Genomic DNA, 17,675 nt, shown 5'->3' with positions numbered 1-17,675 from the left:
CGAACGCCAATAGAGACATTAGAGGATGGGAAATCAATCTGGGCAGAAAAGAATCTAGCCCAGATATAATCTGACAGGCACCGAGTCGAAAAGTGGGTAACTGTCAGATCAGGTCTGAATTAGTACAACTAACTCAAGAACGTCACTGAACGGGGTACTCTCCAACCGACCAAACCCTTCCATTTGCCTCGCTTTGATGTGTGTCGATTCGGGTGTTGTGATGCCACATAAGAAACGTGCCAGCGCTTTAGGGGTTGCTTGATCTTTCATTGCCCTTTGATAAGGAGCAATCCAATGCGTGATACTCTCATGCTCGAATTCAGCAGAGTGTGAAGAGGGGAGTGTGGCAACTTGCCCACGGCATACTGAGCAATGTTGGCAATGTAAGGGGGCGTTTTCGTCCGCAAAATAGTGAGCAAGCTGATGGCTTAAGCACCTATTTCCCTCAAAGAATGCCACCATCTCCCGAATTCGATTGATCTCACTGGCTTCTTTTTGCTCAAATAAAAGATGCATTTGTTCGGCTAACTTGTGAGGCGCCTGTTGGGTGTTCAATACCCGGTAAACCTCGGTTGCTTGCTTACTTTCCAGCTCAATCCAACCATTTTCATGGAAATAGTCTAACGCAGATACCACTCGGTTTCGCTCTGCGGAATAGCCTTGCCATAAAGCATCAAAATCCAGTGTATGCCACGTCTTTGCCTTCGGTGAGCATTGGAAAATGGCTTCCACAAACTGCTTTCTTTCCCCTTGGAATCGCTGGGCAATCGTCTGTTGGTCGACATTTAATTTAAATCGGTAATCGGCGAAATAGGTGAATCGTGGTTCTATAACGCCTTGCAATTCAAGATACACCAGTAAAGTTTTCAAGGGCAATTGACGAATGTTCACTTCTTTCGAAAGCCGATTTAGCATAATGCTCCATTCATCCGAGTGCTCGTATATTTGCTCGATGACCCTTTGGATGGCATGAGCATCGGGTGTGTCGCCATACACAAAGTTCTCAAGCACGGTAAGCCCCGATTTATCGCCAAGCAGAACGCATTGTGAGTTTTCCCCATCTCGACCTGCTCGGCCAATTTCTTGGGAGTAGTTTTCGATGGATTTCGGCAAATCAAAATGAATGACTCGGCGGATATCGGCCTTATCCACCCCCATTCCAAAGGCGATGGTGGCGACAATGCAGGGAATATGACCTTGCATAAAGGAATGCTGGATTCGCTCGCGATCTTCACTTTTTAATCCTGCATGATAAGCCTGAACTTGAACGCCATGGTTGCGTAGAAATCCCGCAACTTGCTCCGCAGTTTGCTGCAAGGTGACATAAACAATCGTGGGCTCGGAAGGGGATTCATTGACAATTTTCGCCAACCTTTCTAATCGGTCTTCTGAAAGACAGGGTTGAATATTTAAGTGCAAATTAGAACGATAAAAACCGGTAATGGTGATGTGTTCTGGTTGAATGGCAAACTTACTCTGCATGTCGGCAATGACTTGCGGTGTGGCTGTGGCGGTTAAAAGCAACACTTGTGGAATGTTCAAAGCTTGCTGGTATTGAGGGAGCTTTAAATAATCTGGGCGAAAATTGTGCCCCCACTCCGAGATGCAGTGAGCTTCATCCACCACCATCATCGAGATCGGGACTTGCGAAATAAATTGACGAAAACGTTCATTTTTCAACCTTTCAACGGAAATCATCAGTATCTTAGTGGTTCCATTTCGGACAGATTGCATGATGCGTTGAGTGGTTTCTCTGTCTTGTGTGGAGTCAATGGAGTCGGCTGCGATTCCTTTTCCTTTCAAAAACTGAAGTTGATCCTTGATCAATGCCAGTAGCGGTGAGATCACTAACGTCAAATTGGGAAGATGCAGAGCGGGTAATTGGTAGCAAAGAGATTTCCCTGAGCCCGTAGGGAAAATTGCCGCACTTGAATGACCCTGCAACACGTGAGTAACCACATCATCTTGACCTTTTCTCAGCGTATTAAAACCGAATACGTGCTGTAAACTTTGGCCAATCACCTCATCTACCATGTAAAATCTTCCCCTTTTCGTATCAGTCCGGCTATTCTAACAGACCCAAAGCTTCTAGCCGTCGCTTAGTTTCTAGTAATCCCTTAGTTTCTAGCAGGCTCAAAGTTTTTAACGGGCACAAGTTTGGTGAATAAATAATATGAACAAGTCTGAACTTCGACAGGCATTTCTAAATGAATTACAACGCATACATAAAACGGCGTTAAATGCGGCTCAAACGGCTATAGAATCTGCGACGGATGAAGAGACGGTACCGGAACATAAATACGATACGTTGGCATTGGAAGCCGCGTATCTTGCGCATGGACAAGCGCAGAGAGTGGCCGAATGTGAAGAGAATATTCGTATGTATTCTGAATTGGTACTAAGAGAGTTTAATGAAGACACACCGATTGCGGTATCGGCGTTGGTCAAACTGGAAGACCCTAATGGGAAAGAGGCTTGGTATTTTATTGCGCCCACGGCTGGTGGAACGAATGTTGAGTACAATGGTGAGTCGATAGCCAGTGTGACATTAAAGGCTCCTTTAGGGCAGCAGTTGAAAGGAAAATATCTGGGCGACGAAGTGACATTAGTTATAGGAAATCGGCAGACCCACTTTGAAGTCGTTGAGTTGTTATAACAGATTACTGACAACTCACTCACTCATTTTGGTTAGCGTAAATTGAATATGGGTCTATTTTGAGGTGACTATGTATATCAAATGGATAGGGTTAGCAATGCTAACAATAAGCACTTACTCACATGCTTCGCAATGCCAAGTCGATGTCGATAATGAGGTTCATTTGGATGGAAGTCGAGTTGAGGTTTACCAGCAAGGGGCAGCAAAGGTTCTGATAGATAAAGATAATAATGTCTTTATTAATGGTGAAAAATTGGCGCTCGATGAATGGCAACATCAGGCGGTAGGTTCGTATCGTGAAAAAATGAACGAGTATCTGCCAAGAGCCAAAGACATCGCTAATAACGGAGTTGATCTTGCAAAAGACATTGTTGACGATGTCAGTGCCAGTTTTAACAACAGCCAAGCATTCAATAATGTGAAGTCTGCTATCGATGATTTTTACTCTGATCTAGAATCTCGCTACTACCAAGACGGAGAGTTTATTCTTAAGGAAAATGCGTTTGGTGACGCGTTCAGTCATTGGAAGAAAGACTTTGATGGTGCAATGGAAACATTCAATGGGGAATTTATCTCCAGCGCGTTTTCTGCTTTGTCTGAAAAAATGAAGACAGAAGGTGGCATTAACTTTACGGAATTGCAAAAGCAACTGGGTTCACTAAAAGATACGTTGCAAGAAAAGATTGAAGGGCAATCTAATGAGATTCGAAAAGAAGCTCAGCAGTATTGTGAACAGTTAAAAGAGGTGGCGGGTGAAGAACAGAAACTGCATGAGAAAGTGCCAGAGTTGAAAGACTACCCTGTGTTCTTAATCTAAGCCTTTTAATCATAGAAATCAGAAAATAAAGGGGAGCCAATGTCAATGGCTCCCCTTTCTTTATTGAGTTATCTGTGTTGATTCAGTGAATCGCTACTGACCCGCATTCAGTTGGTCTAGCTTATTACCGACAGGGGCAGAGAAGTTGAACCCATCGTGTTGGTCCCAGTTGATGGACCATGTCATCACGCCACCAAAACTCGGATAAAGCTTAGTAGGGACAACCGTGCTGCATTTTGTGCCTTTAATTAAGCAATCGAGCGCATCGTTGATATTCTGCACTGGTGCTTGACCAGAGTTAGCACTGCTCGGTCCTGATGGTAAACCAATGGCTACCTGATCATCCCGTAGAGGTGCAAACTGAGAACCGTCAGCCAGTTGAAATCCTTCAACGAGCATTTTGGCTGAGGCGACCATCATATCGACAGAGCCTTCAGGCGCGGCGCCAGGCATGTATGGGTTGGCTAATCCTCCATTGTTGTACAGCTGCACATGAAGTAAGTCTAGCGTGTCACGCACTTGGTCAATCACCGGAATGTAAGCCCCCCAAATACCTGTGTACGCGATCATCCCGCCTTGAACATATGGGTGCTCAGGCGCCATGGTTAGGTACATATCGCCACCCGTATTTGCTTCTATCGCTTTAAGAGCACGACCTAAACGAGCCTGTATTTGAGAACCATGCAATAGGTTTGAGCCGCTTTCGAGGTCGACATCCAACCCATCAAAACCCCATTCCTTGATGATGTTCGTCAAGCTGTTCACAAAGTTGGCTTCATCTTGATCGGTATTTAAGGTAATGGTTCCTTCTGCACCGCCGAGCGACAGAACAAAAATTTTACCTTTGGCTTGTAGCGCCGCCATATCTTGTTTGAACTGAACAGGGTCAAGTGCCGGACAACTACTGTGAATATCACCGGAGTACAAGTTGAAATGAACGGTACCGTCGCTGTTGCGATCGTTGTCGGCAAACGCGATATCAATGATATCCCAACGCTCAGACATATCGGCTAAGCGAAGTGGGCAGCCTGAGCCGTTCACAAAGTTATGCCAATAACCGATAAGGTTGTGCTTTTTGGCGACGTGTTCAACCGCATTGACTGTGACACCTGAAGATACCGCGCTGTTTCCTGCGGAATCTTTGGCGATCACCGTTAGGGTGTAGTTACCAATGGCTGCCGGTGTCCAGTTTGCGGTGTAAGGTGCGGTAGTATCAGAGGAAAGAACAGCACCATTCACCAAGAAATCAACACTTTGAACCGAGCCCGTTAAGCTTGTCGCATCAGCACTGATGGCGGTTGATTTGCCAACCCCAACGGTGCTTCCGTTTGCTGGGGAAGTGAGCCGAGTAACGATGGGTTGGTCACTCACGGTCACCAAAGCACTGGCCTCACCTGTCGACCCGCCGTTATCCGTGGCGATGGCTTTCACGGTGGTTTCACCAACAGTTGTGGCTTGCCAGTTCATGGTGTACGGCGCTTGCGTATCAATACCTAAACTGGTGTTGTTGGCGAAGAACTCAACTTGAGTTACATTGCCATCGGCATCGCTTGCTTGTGCGCTGACCACAACGTTTGAACCAGCTAGAATGACATCGCCAGTCGAAGGGGCGGATAAAACAACGTCAGGTGCAGTGCTGCATGCGCCGAGACCTGTCCATGCTTCTTTCCAGTGTTGACCCACACCGGGTTCATATGCCCAAGCTGCGTTGGATGAACACCAGCCTGCAATGTCACAGCGGTATTTTTGGTTGGCGTTTTCGACCAGTGCCCCCGCACTGTAAGCTGTACCTGCTACATAAGGTGTGGCGTCAGCACAACCACCCGAAGACGCCGACTTCACATTCAAAGATATCTCTTGGCTTGCTGTTGAAATATTGTCGTTGTCTGTTACTTTCGCAGAAACGGTATGAACACCCGCTTTAGTTCTCCAGCTATATTCAAACGGCGCAGCGGTATCTGTCGCAACGCGATTGCTATTCACATAGAAGTCAACCTGAGTAACGGTGCCATCGGTATCCGCGGCATTGGCTGATAGAGTCAGAACGTCGCCCTGCGTAATCGATTCAGAGCCTGTGGGTAATGTGAGACCGATGCTTGGTGCTACTAGGTCGCCAGTTGGTGTTACCTGCACGAGAACAGTCGATTCGTTCGTTGCACCTAAGTTGTCGGTAGCAACGGCAGAAATCGTATGGCTACCTGCCACCGTTGTCCAATCCACTGTATAAGGTACGGTGGTTGCCACACCTAAGCTTACACCAGACAAGAAGAATTCTACTTGTGCGATGCTACCATCCGTGTCTGATGCGTTTACTTGTAAACCAACCACTTGACCCGTTGTGAGCTGCGCATTGTTGAGTGGTGACGTAATCACAACCTCTGGCGCGGCATTGCTGCCGCCACATGCACCCAGCCATTGCCATTCTTGCTGGTCACCAGAATGAGTGGCTGGCGAACTCCCTTTAGACCACCAGCGCGCTTGATAGGCGTTGTTATCCTGTTGAACTTTTCCGTCAGTAGAGTAGGCAGTATCTGGTTGCCAAACAGGCAGTGTTTTACAGTCTACTGTTGCCGCTTGTACCGCACTGGTCAAGCTTAAAGCGGACAGTATAGCTCCGCTGATAATTGTCCTTTTCATTTCTTCTCCCGTCTTAAAAAGTATGGGGATATACAACTGGCCCCAGAATTTGCTCAAGCAGCCTCAAATGCCAACTTATGTCATTTCTGTGAAGTTGCTTGGGTATAAAGTGCTTAACTTATAAACACACAAAGTCTCTATTTATTAGACGGAGAGTGAAACAATGTCATTGTTAGAATATTGAATTAATTAAAAAATTAGATTGAGTATCACAGAGAAATATTTTGCCATTCCTGAGTTTCAGTATGTTTTCGAGGAACCTCACCTTATTATGTTCGGCAGAGAGGACGTATTTTACCCAACGAATAGTGGTGGAAAGAATATTTATCGAGGTAACTCTAATTTTTCAGATTAATCAGTAGAGATAACTGCTCCTGTTTGGATATTGCCGCTGTGATCGCTTGTTTTTGCCTATGTAAAACACTATTGTACTAGCCAACTAGTTTGTGAGTGTGTCAGTAGTGTGGTATGGCAAATATAAGAGAAAATTTTGGTTCGAGATTAGGTTTCGTGTTGGCCGCAGCTGGTGCGGCGGTCGGTCTTGGAAATATATGGGGTTTCCCTACTCAGGCAGCAAGTAATGGCGGCGGTGCATTTTTAATGGTGTACCTCATCATGATCCTCGTCGTGGCTTTTCCAATGTTGGTTGTTGAAATGGCGATTGGTCGTCATGGTCAGGCTAACCCTGTCGATAGCATGAAGTCGCTCACGGATAATCCATTCGGCAAAAAAGTGGGTGGCTTGGTCGGTTGGATTGGTCTTAGTGTTCCCAGTGCTGTTCTCGCCTTTTATTCTATCGTAGGCGGTTGGCTAATTTGCTTCCTGCTGGGCGCGATTGCTGAGCTATTCGGTTTTTCATCTGCCGCTCTATGGTTTAAAGGGTTCAGTGTAGAGAGAAATCTTTTGGGGACATTGGCTTTTTATGTTCTAACCATTTTGATCGTTCAAGGCGGTGTGAAGCAGGGAATTGAAAAGTGGTCGACTCGATTAATGCCAGCATTGTTTGCTTTGTTTGGTTTGCTTTTTGTCTACATCATGATGCAATCCGGTGCAGTAGAAGGGCTTAAGCATTATTTGATCCCAGACTTCGAAAAAGTCTGGGATAGAAAGCTGATTCTAGCGGCAATGGGACAAGGCTTTTTTTCACTGACCATTGGTGGCTGTTCGATGCTGATTTATGGTTCTTACCTAAGTAAAAAAGAAAATCTGCCTAAAATGGCCATGAATGTCACGCTGGTGGATACTGCGGTTGCTTTCATTGCGGGTTTAGTGGTTTTGCCTGCGATGTTTGTAGCGATGCAAAAAGGCGTACAGATCTATGCAGAAGATGGTTCTCTACTGAGCTCTGATACTTTAGTTTTCACCGTTCTACCATTGATGTTTGAAAGCCTTGGTTTACTTGGTCAGCTGTTTGCGATCATTTTCTTCTTGCTTCTGACGATTGCAGCACTCACATCATCTATCTCAATGCTTGAGTGCCCAGTAGCTTTGGTGAGTGAACGTTTTGAGTCAAAACGCAGCACGACAAGCTGGGCGTTGGGCGGCGTAATCGCACTGTTTAGTGTCGTCATTGTTTATAATTTCGGTGAACTGTTTGGGTTGGTAGCAATGGTAGCAACGCAATATTTACAGCCTACCGCCGCATTGATGTTCTGCTTATTTGGTGGGTGGGTGTGGAATCGACATTCAAAAATTAAAGAGCTTGAACTCGGAAGCCCAGATTTTCAATTGGGTTGGTTTGGCAAAATATGGCCGACGTATGTGAAGTTTGTTTGCCCTGTTCTTGTTGCAACCGTTATATGGGCATCCTTTGGTTAAGGTTTTTAGGGTATTGCGGTTAAACAGTGCCTTCTAAAGTGCTGTAAATCACACCAATAGATAACGCCGCTGATATCAGCGGCGTTATCATATGTATTCTAGAGTGCGCGGGGCTATCGAAATTGCCCTGCCTCCAATAAAAATTCAAAACCGGCGGTTGCTAGCCTCGCTTCTAACTTTTCTTTATCGATATCGAAGAAAACCACCAGTTTATCGAGGTCACCGCCAAAATCATCGCGAAGTTTCATGTTCACAATGCTCATTAGCATGACTGGATCCATGGATTCGTAGTTAGCTAAATTCATTACTTATCCTCAAAATCTGAAATCAATAAATTAGCAGCGGCAAAAGCGGCTTTTTCACGTACTTCATCCGGTAGGGTTGCGTTAGATGCAATATCGTTAAAGGTACGAATTGAACACGCAATTGCACTTGGCACATAGGCCTGATCACCGCTGCCGATTTGAGCATACATCTGACGAATGAGCTCGCAACAATCGAATACTTTCATAAAGAATACCTAGGAAATGAAAACTGAGGTCAATATACAGAGATACGATATTGACCTCAAGATACAAAAAAACAAACTCAAAACAGGAGTTTGTCTTCGCGCAATTCGGGGAGTATTTGCACAAGGTAAGGAAGAATAAAGTCTCAGATGGCCCCTACTAAGGGGGGAAAAGAGCCATCTGAGCAAACCGTTATGTCTTCACTTGAGCTTCTAACTGCAATACCAAATCTTCAGCAAGTTCGAGCTGGTTGGCTAGCTCTTTTAAATAGCTCCTTTCCATAAAGTTTTGCTCGTCAACGACAAGTAACGAGGCAAGGTAGACTTCTGCTGCTTGCTCTTTATTGGATACCGACCGAGCGATATCTGAAGGGTCGAGAGGTTTGTTTAATTCGGATTGAACCAGATGATTAACGAAATCGTCTGCCCCTAGCTCTGTGACAGCTTGCTGAATCTTTGTTTGTTCCTGTTGGTCGACATGACCATCAGCTTTGGCTGCCGCTATCATGGCTTTGAGAATTAAAATACTGTGTTGATCTTCACTCAGTGGTGTTGAGGGAGCGGGCGTTTTCCCCGGCTGGTTTTTCTGCCAGTCGTTGTACACTTTAAACGCCAACGCACCCAAAGCAGCAGCGCTGCCGACTCCTAATGCTTTCTTTCCCATTTTACGGGATTTTTTGGACCCCATTAGCAAGCCAATCAAGCCTCCTCCTACCGCTCCAGCTCCTAATGTTGCTAGTGGGCTTTTGTCTTGCCCAAGCTTTTGTGCACTATTTCCGAGAGTTTGTGCACTCTGGCTAAGAGTTTGACTACCTTGCTTTATCAAATCAGAATTTAGTGCTTGGTTTAATAGGCTTTTGAGATCCATACTCGACTCCATTTTTAGCAGCGAATTCAGAGTACGCTTCTTAACATGAATTAGAGATGAATGATGTTGAAAAGGAAAAAGAGCAACGACGTTGCCCTTTTCGGAGGAATGACTCTGACAATAGAAATCAGTAAAGCGTATTAAGCAAGCTGTGCTTGAATATGCTCAATGATGTTATCGATCGCGATAGCGGTTTTTTCGCCTTTACGGCGGTTTTTGTATTCGAAGTTGCCTTCGTCCATGCTGCGATCACCGATAACGATCGTGTGAGGAATACCCACTAGCTCGATATCTGAGAACATGACACCAGGGCGTTCTTTACGGTCGTCAAACAGGACTTCAATGCCAGCTACGGTCAATTCAGCGTACAGCTTTTCCGCCGCTTCTTTCACTCGCTCTGATTTGTGCATGTTCATAGGGACAATCGCTACTTGGAATGGTGCAATCGCGTCTGGCCAGATAATGCCGAACTTATCGTGGTTCTGTTCGATAGCGGCTGCAACAACACGTGTTACACCGATACCGTAACAACCCATTTCTAGGATAACGTTTTTGCCATCTGGACCAAGCACGCCACAGTTCATCTTCTCTGAGTAGTTTTTACCGAGTTGGAAGATATGACCGACTTCGATACCGCGTTTAAGCTGAATTGTACCTTGACCGCATGGGCTAGGATCGCCTTCGACAACATTACGTAAATCTGTTACTTGACCGAGTTCAACATCGCGACCCCAGTTGATACCGAAGTAGTGTTTGTTGTCGATGTTTGCGCCAGCGCCAAAGTCACTCATCGCAGCAACGGTACGATCGACGATGAATGGCAGTTCAAGACCAACAGGACCCAAAGACCCCGGACCTGCGCCAATCAGTGCTCGGATATTTTCTTCTGTTGCCATCTCTAAGGGAGACGCCACTTGAGCGAGGTTCTCTGCTTTAATTTCGTTCAACTCGTGGTCGCCACGAATGATAAGCGCAATGATATCCGCTTCCACTTCGTCAGACGCTTTCACAAACAGTGTTTTAACGGTCTTTTCAATGGGGAGATCAAATTGCTCAACCAGCTCTGCAATGGTTTTTGCGTTTGGCGTATCGACTATTGTCATTTCTTGAGTCGGCGCTGCACGTTCAGTTACTGGGGCAAGTGCCTCTGCTTTTTCAATGTTTGCCGCGTAATCAGACTCAGAAGAGAAAGCGATAAGGTCTTCCCCACTTTCTGCCAATACGTGAAATTCGTGAGAACCGTTACCACCGATCGCACCTGTGTCAGCAAGAACGGAACGGTAGTTAAGCCCCATGCGATCAAAAGCTTTACAATAGGCAGCGTGCATGGCTTCGTAAGACTTTTGTAGACCGTCTTTGTCAATGTCGAAGCTGTACGCGTCCATCATTGAAAACTCACGCGAGCGCATTACACCAAAGCGCGGACGCCTTTCATCCCGGAATTTGGTTTGGATTTGATATAGGTTTAGCGGAAGTTGCTTGTAAGAGTTTACTTCGTTACGCACTAGGCTGGTAATGACTTCTTCAGCAGTTGGGCTAAGTACAAACGGACGTTCATGGCGATCAGTCAGGCGAAGAAGTTCTGCGCCCATTTTTTCGCTGCGGCCTGTCTCTTCCCAAAGTTCAAACGGCTGAACAACGGGCATCAATGTTTCAACTGCACCGGCATTGTTGATTTCTTGACGAACGATGTTTTCGACTTTACGCAGCACACGCAGACCAGTAGGCAGCCAGGTGTATAAACCTGAAGCCAGCTTACGGATCATACCTGCACGTAGCATAAGCTGGTGGCTCACTACTTCTGCATCGTTTGGGGTCTCCTTCAGAGTAGAAAGAAGATAGTTACTGGTACGCATTCAATTTATCCGTTTATCAAAGTTAGATACTCAAGCCAGAATGGTCAGGAGTAAAGGTTTCCCATTCAAGGAGGTAGGGTTTATAAACCCCAATTAAGCCGTTTATGATATCAGCCAAATGTGATTGTCAAAAGCGTTCAATTGTTCTGACGACGACTAAGTTGTCGCTGACCGTAAATTTTACGTTCAAATCGAACAGGTTTACTGCATATTCTTTGTTGTCTGGCTTACTTTTCTTGTAGGCGGGGCGAGGGTCTTGCCCTAAAACCTCGGTGATGACTTGGTAAATTTGTGCCCGATTTGGGTGGGTATCCAATACCCCGCAAGCGGCAGCGAGAAAGCTGACTTCCAACGTTTCTGGTGCTTGCTCCGCGTAACCGCCCGTGGCATTTTGAATGGCGTCGGAGTAAGGGATATAGGGTTTGATATCCACGATAGGCGTTCGATCAACCAGATCGACACTGCCAAGTTCTAAATATACCTGATCACCTTCTTTGGTTATACCTTTCAACTCGACAGCAGACATGCCAATTCCGTTTGGTCTAAATGTCGAACGCGACGCAAACACCCCGATTCTTTCGTTGCCACCCAATCGTGGGGGGCGGACGGTTGGTTTCCATCCGCCGGATAAATTTTGGTCAAACAAAAAAAGTACCCATACGTGGCTAAATTGTTCTATTCCTCTGATTGCTTCAGGTGAATTGGCTTTTCCAATCAGGCGAATTCGTGCCGTTGAATGTGGGGCGAGCCTTGGCTGGCGGGGAACAGCGAATTTTTCTTTGTATGGCGATTCAACAAAACCAATAGGCGAAATAGTGTGATTCATGGCAGGAGATGGGGTTAGTAATTCGGAAACTAAATGGAACATAACACAAAAAAAACTTGCATTCTAAATTGAGAATCGTTATCAATATGTTTTGTTATAACATAACGTTTGAGATTTTTTTGGAGTAAGACAAATGAAACCGAATATTCATCCTGAATATAGAACCGTCGTGTTCCACGATACCAGTGTTGATAAGTACTTTTTAATTGGTTCAACGTTGCAAACGGATCGTACGATCGAGTGGGAAGATGGCAACACTTACCCCTATTACACGTTGGATGTTTCGTCCGAATCACACCCTTTTTACACAGGCAAACAACGCGTTGTTAATAAAGAAGGACGAGTCGCTAACTTCAATCGCCGTTTTGGTGGAATGAAGTCTGTAGCAAAAGAAGAGGTGAGTGAGTAATGAAAGTCCTCAGCTCTCTAAAAAGCGCTAAGCAACGCCACCCGGATTGTCAGGTTGTGAAACGCCGTGGTCGCATTTATGTGATTTGCAAAACAAATCCTCGTTTTAAAGCTGTCCAAGGTAAAGTGAAAAGTTATAGATAAGCATCTGATTGCTCAATTGTGTATTTGATATGTTGTAATTTATGATCTTTCTAGATGATTTATTTAAATAAAATCGTGAAATTAGTTTTAAATTTGCTACAAATTTACGGTTTGTAACATTTATGGCTTTAAATTACTCTCCATGTGACGTAATCTCCGCGTGTTTTTTTGATAGGTATGTCAAAGAAACTAGGAATTACTACAAGGAGGGAACAGATGAGTTCATCTGCTTCAAATACACAATATCCACCTAAAAAGTCACTGTTTACACGTTTTCTTGATGGTGTGGAATATTTGGGGAATCTATTGCCCCATCCGATCACTTTATTCGCTATTTTCTGTGTTGCTATTCTGGTTATGTCCGGTATTGCAGGGTACTTTGAAGTCTCTGTGGTTGATCCGCGTCCAGAGGGAGCAAAAGGTCGCGCAGCAGATGGCATGATACAAGTTGTAAGCTTGCTGAATGCAGAGGGTTTGCAACTTATTGTGACCAACCTAGTGAAAAACTTTGTTGGTTTTGCGCCGTTAGGAACCGTCTTGGTTGCGATACTGGGCGTGGCGATTGCTGAACATTCAGGTCTACTTTCTGCAGCAATGCGTGGCATGGTCATGGGGGCGTCTAAGCGCATGGTAACCTTTACGGTTGTCTTCGCTGGTATCATTTCGAATACCGCTTCAGAGCTTGGCTATGTGGTACTGATTCCGCTTGCGGCGATGCTATTCCACTCTTTGGGGCGTCACCCATTAGCGGGCTTGGCTGCGGCATTTGCTGGTGTATCGGGTGGTTACTCTGCAAATCTACTTATCGGTACGGTTGATCCTCTTCTTTCTGGTATCACAGAAACCGCCGCCCAGATGATTGATCCAACTTATTCTGTTGGTCCTGAAGCAAACTGGTATTTCATGTTTGTTTCTACTTTCTTCATTGCTATCACGGGGGCATTTGTTACCGAGAAAATTGTTGAGCCTAAATTGGGCAAATACAACTCTGAAGAAGCGTCTGAAGATTTGTCTAAAGACGAGATGGGTAAGCTGAGTGCACAAGAGAAGAAAGGTCTGAAATGGGCGGGTCTTGCGGTGCTTGCAGTGAGTGGTTTACTGGCATGGACTATCGTGCCGGAAAATGGTGTACTTCGTAACCCTGTTACTGGTGAAGTTGCTGGGTCTCCATTCCTGAAGAGTATTGTGGCGTTCATTTTTGTTTTCTTTGCTATCCCTGGCTTTGTTTACGGTAAAGTCGTGGGCACGATGAAAACGGATCGTGATGTCATCGATGCGATGGCGAAATCGATGTCATCAATGGGAATGTACATTGTACTGGTCTTCTTTGCTGCTCAGTTTGTTGCTTTCTTTAAGTGGACGAACTTTGGTCAAGTATTTGCGGTTGCCGGTGCGGACTTTCTGCAGAACATCGGTTTAACGGGACCTATGTTGTTCTTCGCCTTCATCCTTATGTGTGGTGTTATCAACTTGATGATCGGTTCAGCGTCTGCCCAGTGGGCGGTAACGGCTCCTATCTTTGTTCCGATGTTGATGCTGGTTGGTTATGCGCCGGAAACGATTCAGGCGGCTTATCGTATCGGTGATTCTACGACGAACATCATTACCCCGATGATGAGTTACTTTGGTCTGATTCTGGCTGTTGCGACTCGCTACATGAAGAATTTGGGCATTGGTACGCTAATCGCGACGATGTTGCCTTACTCGATCTGCTTCTTAGTTGGTTGGAGTCTTCTGTTCTACGTGTGGGTATTTATATTTGGTCTGCCAGTCGGTCCAGGTGCGGCGACTTACTATACACCGTAACAAACTGCTCTATGCATAACAAAAGCCGAAGCCATTGCTTCGGCTTTTTGCATGTTGATTCATGGCTGTAGGTATACGTTACTTACTTTCGTTATGTGTCGAAAACACAAAAGTACTGCCATCTTTGTTGAACGCATACACATTGTATTGATCTTTTTTATCGTTATATTCCATACCTGGTGAACCTAAAGGCATTCCCGGAACGGCCAATCCTATCGCTTGTTTTGGTGGGTTCTCCAGAAAAGATTTTATATCACTGGCAGGGATGTGACCTTCAAATACAAAGCCATCTATTTCGGTGGTGTGGCAAGAGGTCAGCTCTGGGGTGATGCCCAGCTTTTTCTTTATTGGATCCAGGTTTTTGTAGTCTTTGACTTCCACATCAAAACCCGATGCCTCCATGTGTTTCACCCATTCTGAGCAGCATCCGCAATAGGGAGATTTATGTGTGACGACCTGTGCCGCCATTGCTGAAGCAGATGTGAGCATTCCTAGTGTAAGTATAAAGCGGGAGATTTTCATAGTTCACCTCATATTATGGTTCATTTTGTATCGAATAATCGCAAGCGATTGGCATTGCTCACAACGGTGATCGATGAGAGCGCCATGGCAGCACCAGCGATAACTGGGCTGAGTAAAAATCCAAATGCAGGGTAAAGTGCACCAGCGGCAATAGGAATGCCTAAGGAGTTGTAAATAAAGGCACCAAATAGATTCTGTTTCATATTTTTAACCGTGGCTTTTGAAAGCTTGATGGCTTTAGAAACCGTCAGCGGGGAGGCATTCAACAGTGTCATTTGCGCACTTTCTATCGCTAAATCAGACCCGCCTCCCATCGCCATACTGACGTTGGCGTGTGCAAGGGCTGGGGCATCATTAATGCCGTCTCCAACCATTGCAACATTGAAACCTTGTTCTTGCAATGCCTGAATGTGGCTGGCTTTTTGATTAGGTAATACATCGGCGATGACTTGATCTATGTTGAGCTCGCTGGCAACAGCATTGGCGACAGCAGCGTTGTCACCAGTCAACATGGCAACTTTTATGCCCATTTCATGAAGTAGAGACACTGCGTTTTTAGCATCCGATTTAACGGCATCCGCGATGAATATTTTGGCTGCGGGGTGGTTATCGACCAACACAAATACCTCAGTAAACACCCCTTCTGTCGGGTTGGTTACGTTAGGGAAATTGACTTTAGATTCGATAAATTTTCGGTTACCTATGTCGATTTGTCGATGACTCACTTGTGCTGATAACCCTAACCCTCGATGATTTTGAAATTGCTCGGCAGCATAATCGGCGTTTTGATGCTTTTCTGCGAATTGGCATAGTGCTTTTGCTAATGGGTGTTCTGAAGCTTTTTCTACCGCAAAAATGAAAGGCAGTAAGCTCTCTTGCGTCCAGTTTTCTAGGTATTCAATGTGAGTGACACTTGGGCGGCCTTCCGTCAGTGTTCCTGTTTTATCAAACACCACCATATTGATTTTACTGGCTTGCTGAAGGACATCCGCATCTTTAATAAGCACGCCTATTTCAGCGGCTTTGCCAATACCAACGGTAACGGAAAGGGGAGTGGCAAGCCCTAACGCGCAAGGGCAAGCAATAATAAGTACCGTAGTCGCGACCATTAACATGTAACTGGCTTTAGGATCGGGACCGACAGCAAACCAAATCAACGAAGCTCCTATTGCGATGGATACCACTACAGGGACAAATACCGCTGAAATGGAATCGGCAAGTTTGGCGATTTGTGGCTTACTGCTTTGTGCCTGACGAACTAAGGAGACGATGCGAGCGAGCATGGTGTTTTCACCAATGGTTGTCGCTTCGATCACCAGTGACCCATCTTGATTTAATGTACCTGCGGAAACGGTGTCTTCTACCTTCCTTACTTTGGGAATAGGTTCTCCTGTTAACATGGATTCATCAATGTAGCTTTCACCTTGGAGAATGGTGCCATCGACGGGAATTTTTGCGCCGGGGAGGATACGCAGTTTCATGCCCAGTGTTACCTCTTTGAGTGGCAACTCCTGTTCTGAGCCATCTGCGTTGATGACGATCGCGGTTTCTGGCTGCAAGTTTATCAATGCTTCAAGCGAGCGAGTGGTTTTGGCTTTTGCTTTGGCTTCTATAAAGTGACCTAATGAAATTAACCCAATGATCATAGCACTGGCTTCGAAGTAAACGTGACGCGAGGCAGAGGGCAGCCATTCAGGGAAAACGACAACGATCATGGAAAATAGCCAAGCCGCCCCCGTGCCGAGTGCTACCAATGTATCCATGGTGGCGCGTTTGTGCAGCAGCGATTTCCATGCATTCACAAAGAAATGCTTGCCGGGAACCGCAAGAATCCATAAACACAAAAGCCCAATAACACCCCACATCCACTGATCTTGAGTGTGGCGAATCATCATGTTGCCACCGAAAATGCCCCATAGCATCAAAGGTGCACCAAGAGAAAGAGAGAGCAGAGATGCCTTCTTATGATGCGTCATAGCTTGCGCTGACAATTGCGCTTGCTGTTCACGTCGTTCTTGTTCGCTGGTTACGACTTCAGCACCATAACCTGCACTTTCAACGGATTGGATTAGCATTTCTTGGGTGCGCTTTGAGTGGTCGCGAACAAAGACTAATGCGGATTGTTCTGCCAAGTTCACTTGAACTTTCTGAGTCGTATCGACGGCCATCAGTGCTTTTTCGACAGACGATACGCAACTTGCGCAGGTTAACCCTGTGAGTGCAAGTTGAATGGTATCAAGCGATTCTGATACCGAGTGTTGTTGATGCAATGTAGAAGGGGGCTTTGAGCTTTCTTCTACTTGACTCTTTTCTTTGAGGGGATCGTCATTACTGGAATTGCCATCTATATCAAGCGTGTTAGGACGCTGCAATGAAGACGCAGAATAGCCAGCACTCTCGACAATACTAATAATCTCATCTTCATCTAAAAGTCCGACTAGATTGGCTTTCACCTTTGTTACTTCAAATCGTGCAATATGAGAGTGTTGTGAAAATACCTGCTCTAATTTTTTAACGCATTTTCCACAATTTAAACCCGAGAGCGTAACCCCAATTTGAACTCCTGCTTGATAGCCTAAACTTTCAATTGAAAGAAAGATCTCACTTAACGGTGCTGAGCTAACAAGATTGACTTGGTGCTTATCTATTGATATCACGGAGGTGTTGGGGATTTTTAGCAAAGACGTTTCTACTTTCTTTGCGCATCCCATGCAGTTCAGTCCGTGTAGTGAGATGGAGTAGTGGATCATAACGCTTCTCGTCAGATTATTGATTACTACTGAGCATAAACCTTCCTTCAAGGGGAAGG

At 45.5% G+C, this 17,675-nt stretch carries 15 protein-coding genes; 6 read left to right on the top strand and 9 right to left on the bottom strand.

Annotated features, from left to right (window positions below):
- Positions 1 to 108 precede the first annotated feature (108 nt).
- Complete coding sequence (locus HC752_RS21715) at positions 109 to 2,022, bottom strand: RecQ family ATP-dependent DNA helicase (RefSeq protein WP_190337299.1); 1,914 nt, start codon at positions 2,020 to 2,022, stop codon at positions 109 to 111.
- Positions 2,023 to 2,173: 151 nt separating this feature from the next.
- Here HC752_RS21715 and HC752_RS21710 point away from each other — a divergent pair, with 151 nt between their 5' ends.
- Together HC752_RS21710 and HC752_RS21705 are read left to right on the top strand one after the other, a co-directional pair.
- A complete protein-coding gene (locus HC752_RS21710; RefSeq protein WP_190337296.1) occupies positions 2,174 to 2,656 on the top strand; it encodes a transcription elongation factor in 483 nt (160 codons plus the stop codon).
- Between the two features lie 97 nt (positions 2,657 to 2,753).
- Positions 2,754 to 3,473: a YggN family protein gene (locus tag HC752_RS21705; RefSeq protein ID WP_238930594.1), complete on the top strand. Its 720-nt coding sequence runs from the start codon at positions 2,754 to 2,756 to the stop codon at positions 3,471 to 3,473.
- Positions 3,474 to 3,566: 93 nt separating this feature from the next.
- Here HC752_RS21705 and HC752_RS21700 read toward each other — a convergent pair whose 3' ends face one another.
- Positions 3,567 to 6,110 (bottom strand): Ig-like domain-containing protein, encoded by a 2,544-nt coding sequence (locus tag HC752_RS21700; RefSeq protein WP_190337294.1) that lies wholly within the window; start codon positions 6,108 to 6,110, stop codon positions 3,567 to 3,569.
- Positions 6,111 to 6,578: 468 nt separating this feature from the next.
- On the opposite strand from HC752_RS21700, the gene HC752_RS21695 reads away from it, so the two are divergent.
- Complete coding sequence (locus HC752_RS21695; RefSeq protein ID WP_190337293.1) at positions 6,579 to 7,928, top strand: sodium-dependent transporter; 1,350 nt, start codon at positions 6,579 to 6,581, stop codon at positions 7,926 to 7,928.
- A gap of 113 nt (positions 7,929 to 8,041) precedes the next feature.
- On the opposite strand, the gene HC752_RS21690 is transcribed toward HC752_RS21695, so the two are convergent.
- From HC752_RS21690 to tsaA, 5 genes are all read right to left on the bottom strand, one after another.
- Positions 8,042 to 8,233: a DUF4250 domain-containing protein gene (locus tag HC752_RS21690; protein WP_190337292.1), complete on the bottom strand. Its 192-nt coding sequence runs from the start codon at positions 8,231 to 8,233 to the stop codon at positions 8,042 to 8,044.
- Positions 8,233 to 8,439: a YaeP family protein gene (locus HC752_RS21685; RefSeq protein WP_190337291.1), complete on the bottom strand. Its 207-nt coding sequence runs from the start codon at positions 8,437 to 8,439 to the stop codon at positions 8,233 to 8,235. Before HC752_RS21685 ends, HC752_RS21690 begins: the two co-directional genes overlap by 1 nt.
- 190 nt (positions 8,440 to 8,629) lie before the next feature.
- The gene (locus tag HC752_RS21680) at positions 8,630 to 9,304 is read right to left on the bottom strand and encodes a tellurite resistance TerB family protein (RefSeq protein ID WP_190337290.1); all 675 of its coding nucleotides are present in this window, start codon (positions 9,302 to 9,304) and stop codon (positions 8,630 to 8,632) included.
- A gap of 140 nt (positions 9,305 to 9,444) precedes the next feature.
- The gene (locus tag HC752_RS21675; protein ID WP_190337289.1) at positions 9,445 to 11,160 is read right to left on the bottom strand and encodes a proline--tRNA ligase; all 1,716 of its coding nucleotides are present in this window, start codon (positions 11,158 to 11,160) and stop codon (positions 9,445 to 9,447) included.
- Positions 11,161 to 11,287: 127 nt separating this feature from the next.
- A complete protein-coding gene (tsaA, locus tag HC752_RS21670; RefSeq protein WP_190337298.1) occupies positions 11,288 to 11,986 on the bottom strand; it encodes a tRNA (N6-threonylcarbamoyladenosine(37)-N6)-methyltransferase TrmO in 699 nt (232 codons plus the stop codon).
- Positions 11,987 to 12,119: 133 nt separating this feature from the next.
- Between tsaA and HC752_RS21665 the strand changes: the two genes are divergently transcribed.
- The 3 genes from HC752_RS21665 (at position 12,120) to HC752_RS21655 (ending at position 14,344) form a co-directional block, all read left to right on the top strand.
- Positions 12,120 to 12,395 (top strand): type B 50S ribosomal protein L31, encoded by a 276-nt coding sequence (locus HC752_RS21665; RefSeq protein WP_190337288.1) that lies wholly within the window; start codon positions 12,120 to 12,122, stop codon positions 12,393 to 12,395.
- Positions 12,395 to 12,538, top strand: a complete 144-nt coding sequence (gene ykgO, locus HC752_RS21660; RefSeq protein WP_190337287.1) for a type B 50S ribosomal protein L36 — start codon at positions 12,395 to 12,397, stop codon at positions 12,536 to 12,538. The genes HC752_RS21665 and ykgO overlap by 1 nt, the downstream gene beginning before the upstream one ends.
- Positions 12,539 to 12,754: 216 nt before the next feature.
- Positions 12,755 to 14,344 (top strand): AbgT family transporter, encoded by a 1,590-nt coding sequence (locus HC752_RS21655; protein ID WP_190337286.1) that lies wholly within the window; start codon positions 12,755 to 12,757, stop codon positions 14,342 to 14,344.
- Between the two features lie 78 nt (positions 14,345 to 14,422).
- Here the strand turns inward: HC752_RS21655 and HC752_RS21650 are convergent, their stop codons facing one another.
- Together HC752_RS21650 and HC752_RS21645 are read right to left on the bottom strand one after the other, a co-directional pair.
- The gene (locus tag HC752_RS21650; protein ID WP_190337285.1) at positions 14,423 to 14,866 is read right to left on the bottom strand and encodes a DUF411 domain-containing protein; all 444 of its coding nucleotides are present in this window, start codon (positions 14,864 to 14,866) and stop codon (positions 14,423 to 14,425) included.
- Positions 14,867 to 14,886: 20 nt separating this feature from the next.
- Positions 14,887 to 17,616, bottom strand: coding sequence for a copper-translocating P-type ATPase (locus HC752_RS21645; protein WP_190337284.1), 2,730 nt, complete (start codon positions 17,614 to 17,616; stop codon positions 14,887 to 14,889).
- Between the last annotated feature and the right edge of the window lie 59 nt (positions 17,617 to 17,675).

This window comes from Vibrio sp. S9_S30 (assembly GCF_014694455.1).
GTDB lineage: Bacteria > Pseudomonadota > Gammaproteobacteria > Enterobacterales > Vibrionaceae > Vibrio.
Note: the sequence above shows the minus strand (reverse complement) of the source record. Positions and strands in the feature narration are given on the sequence as shown.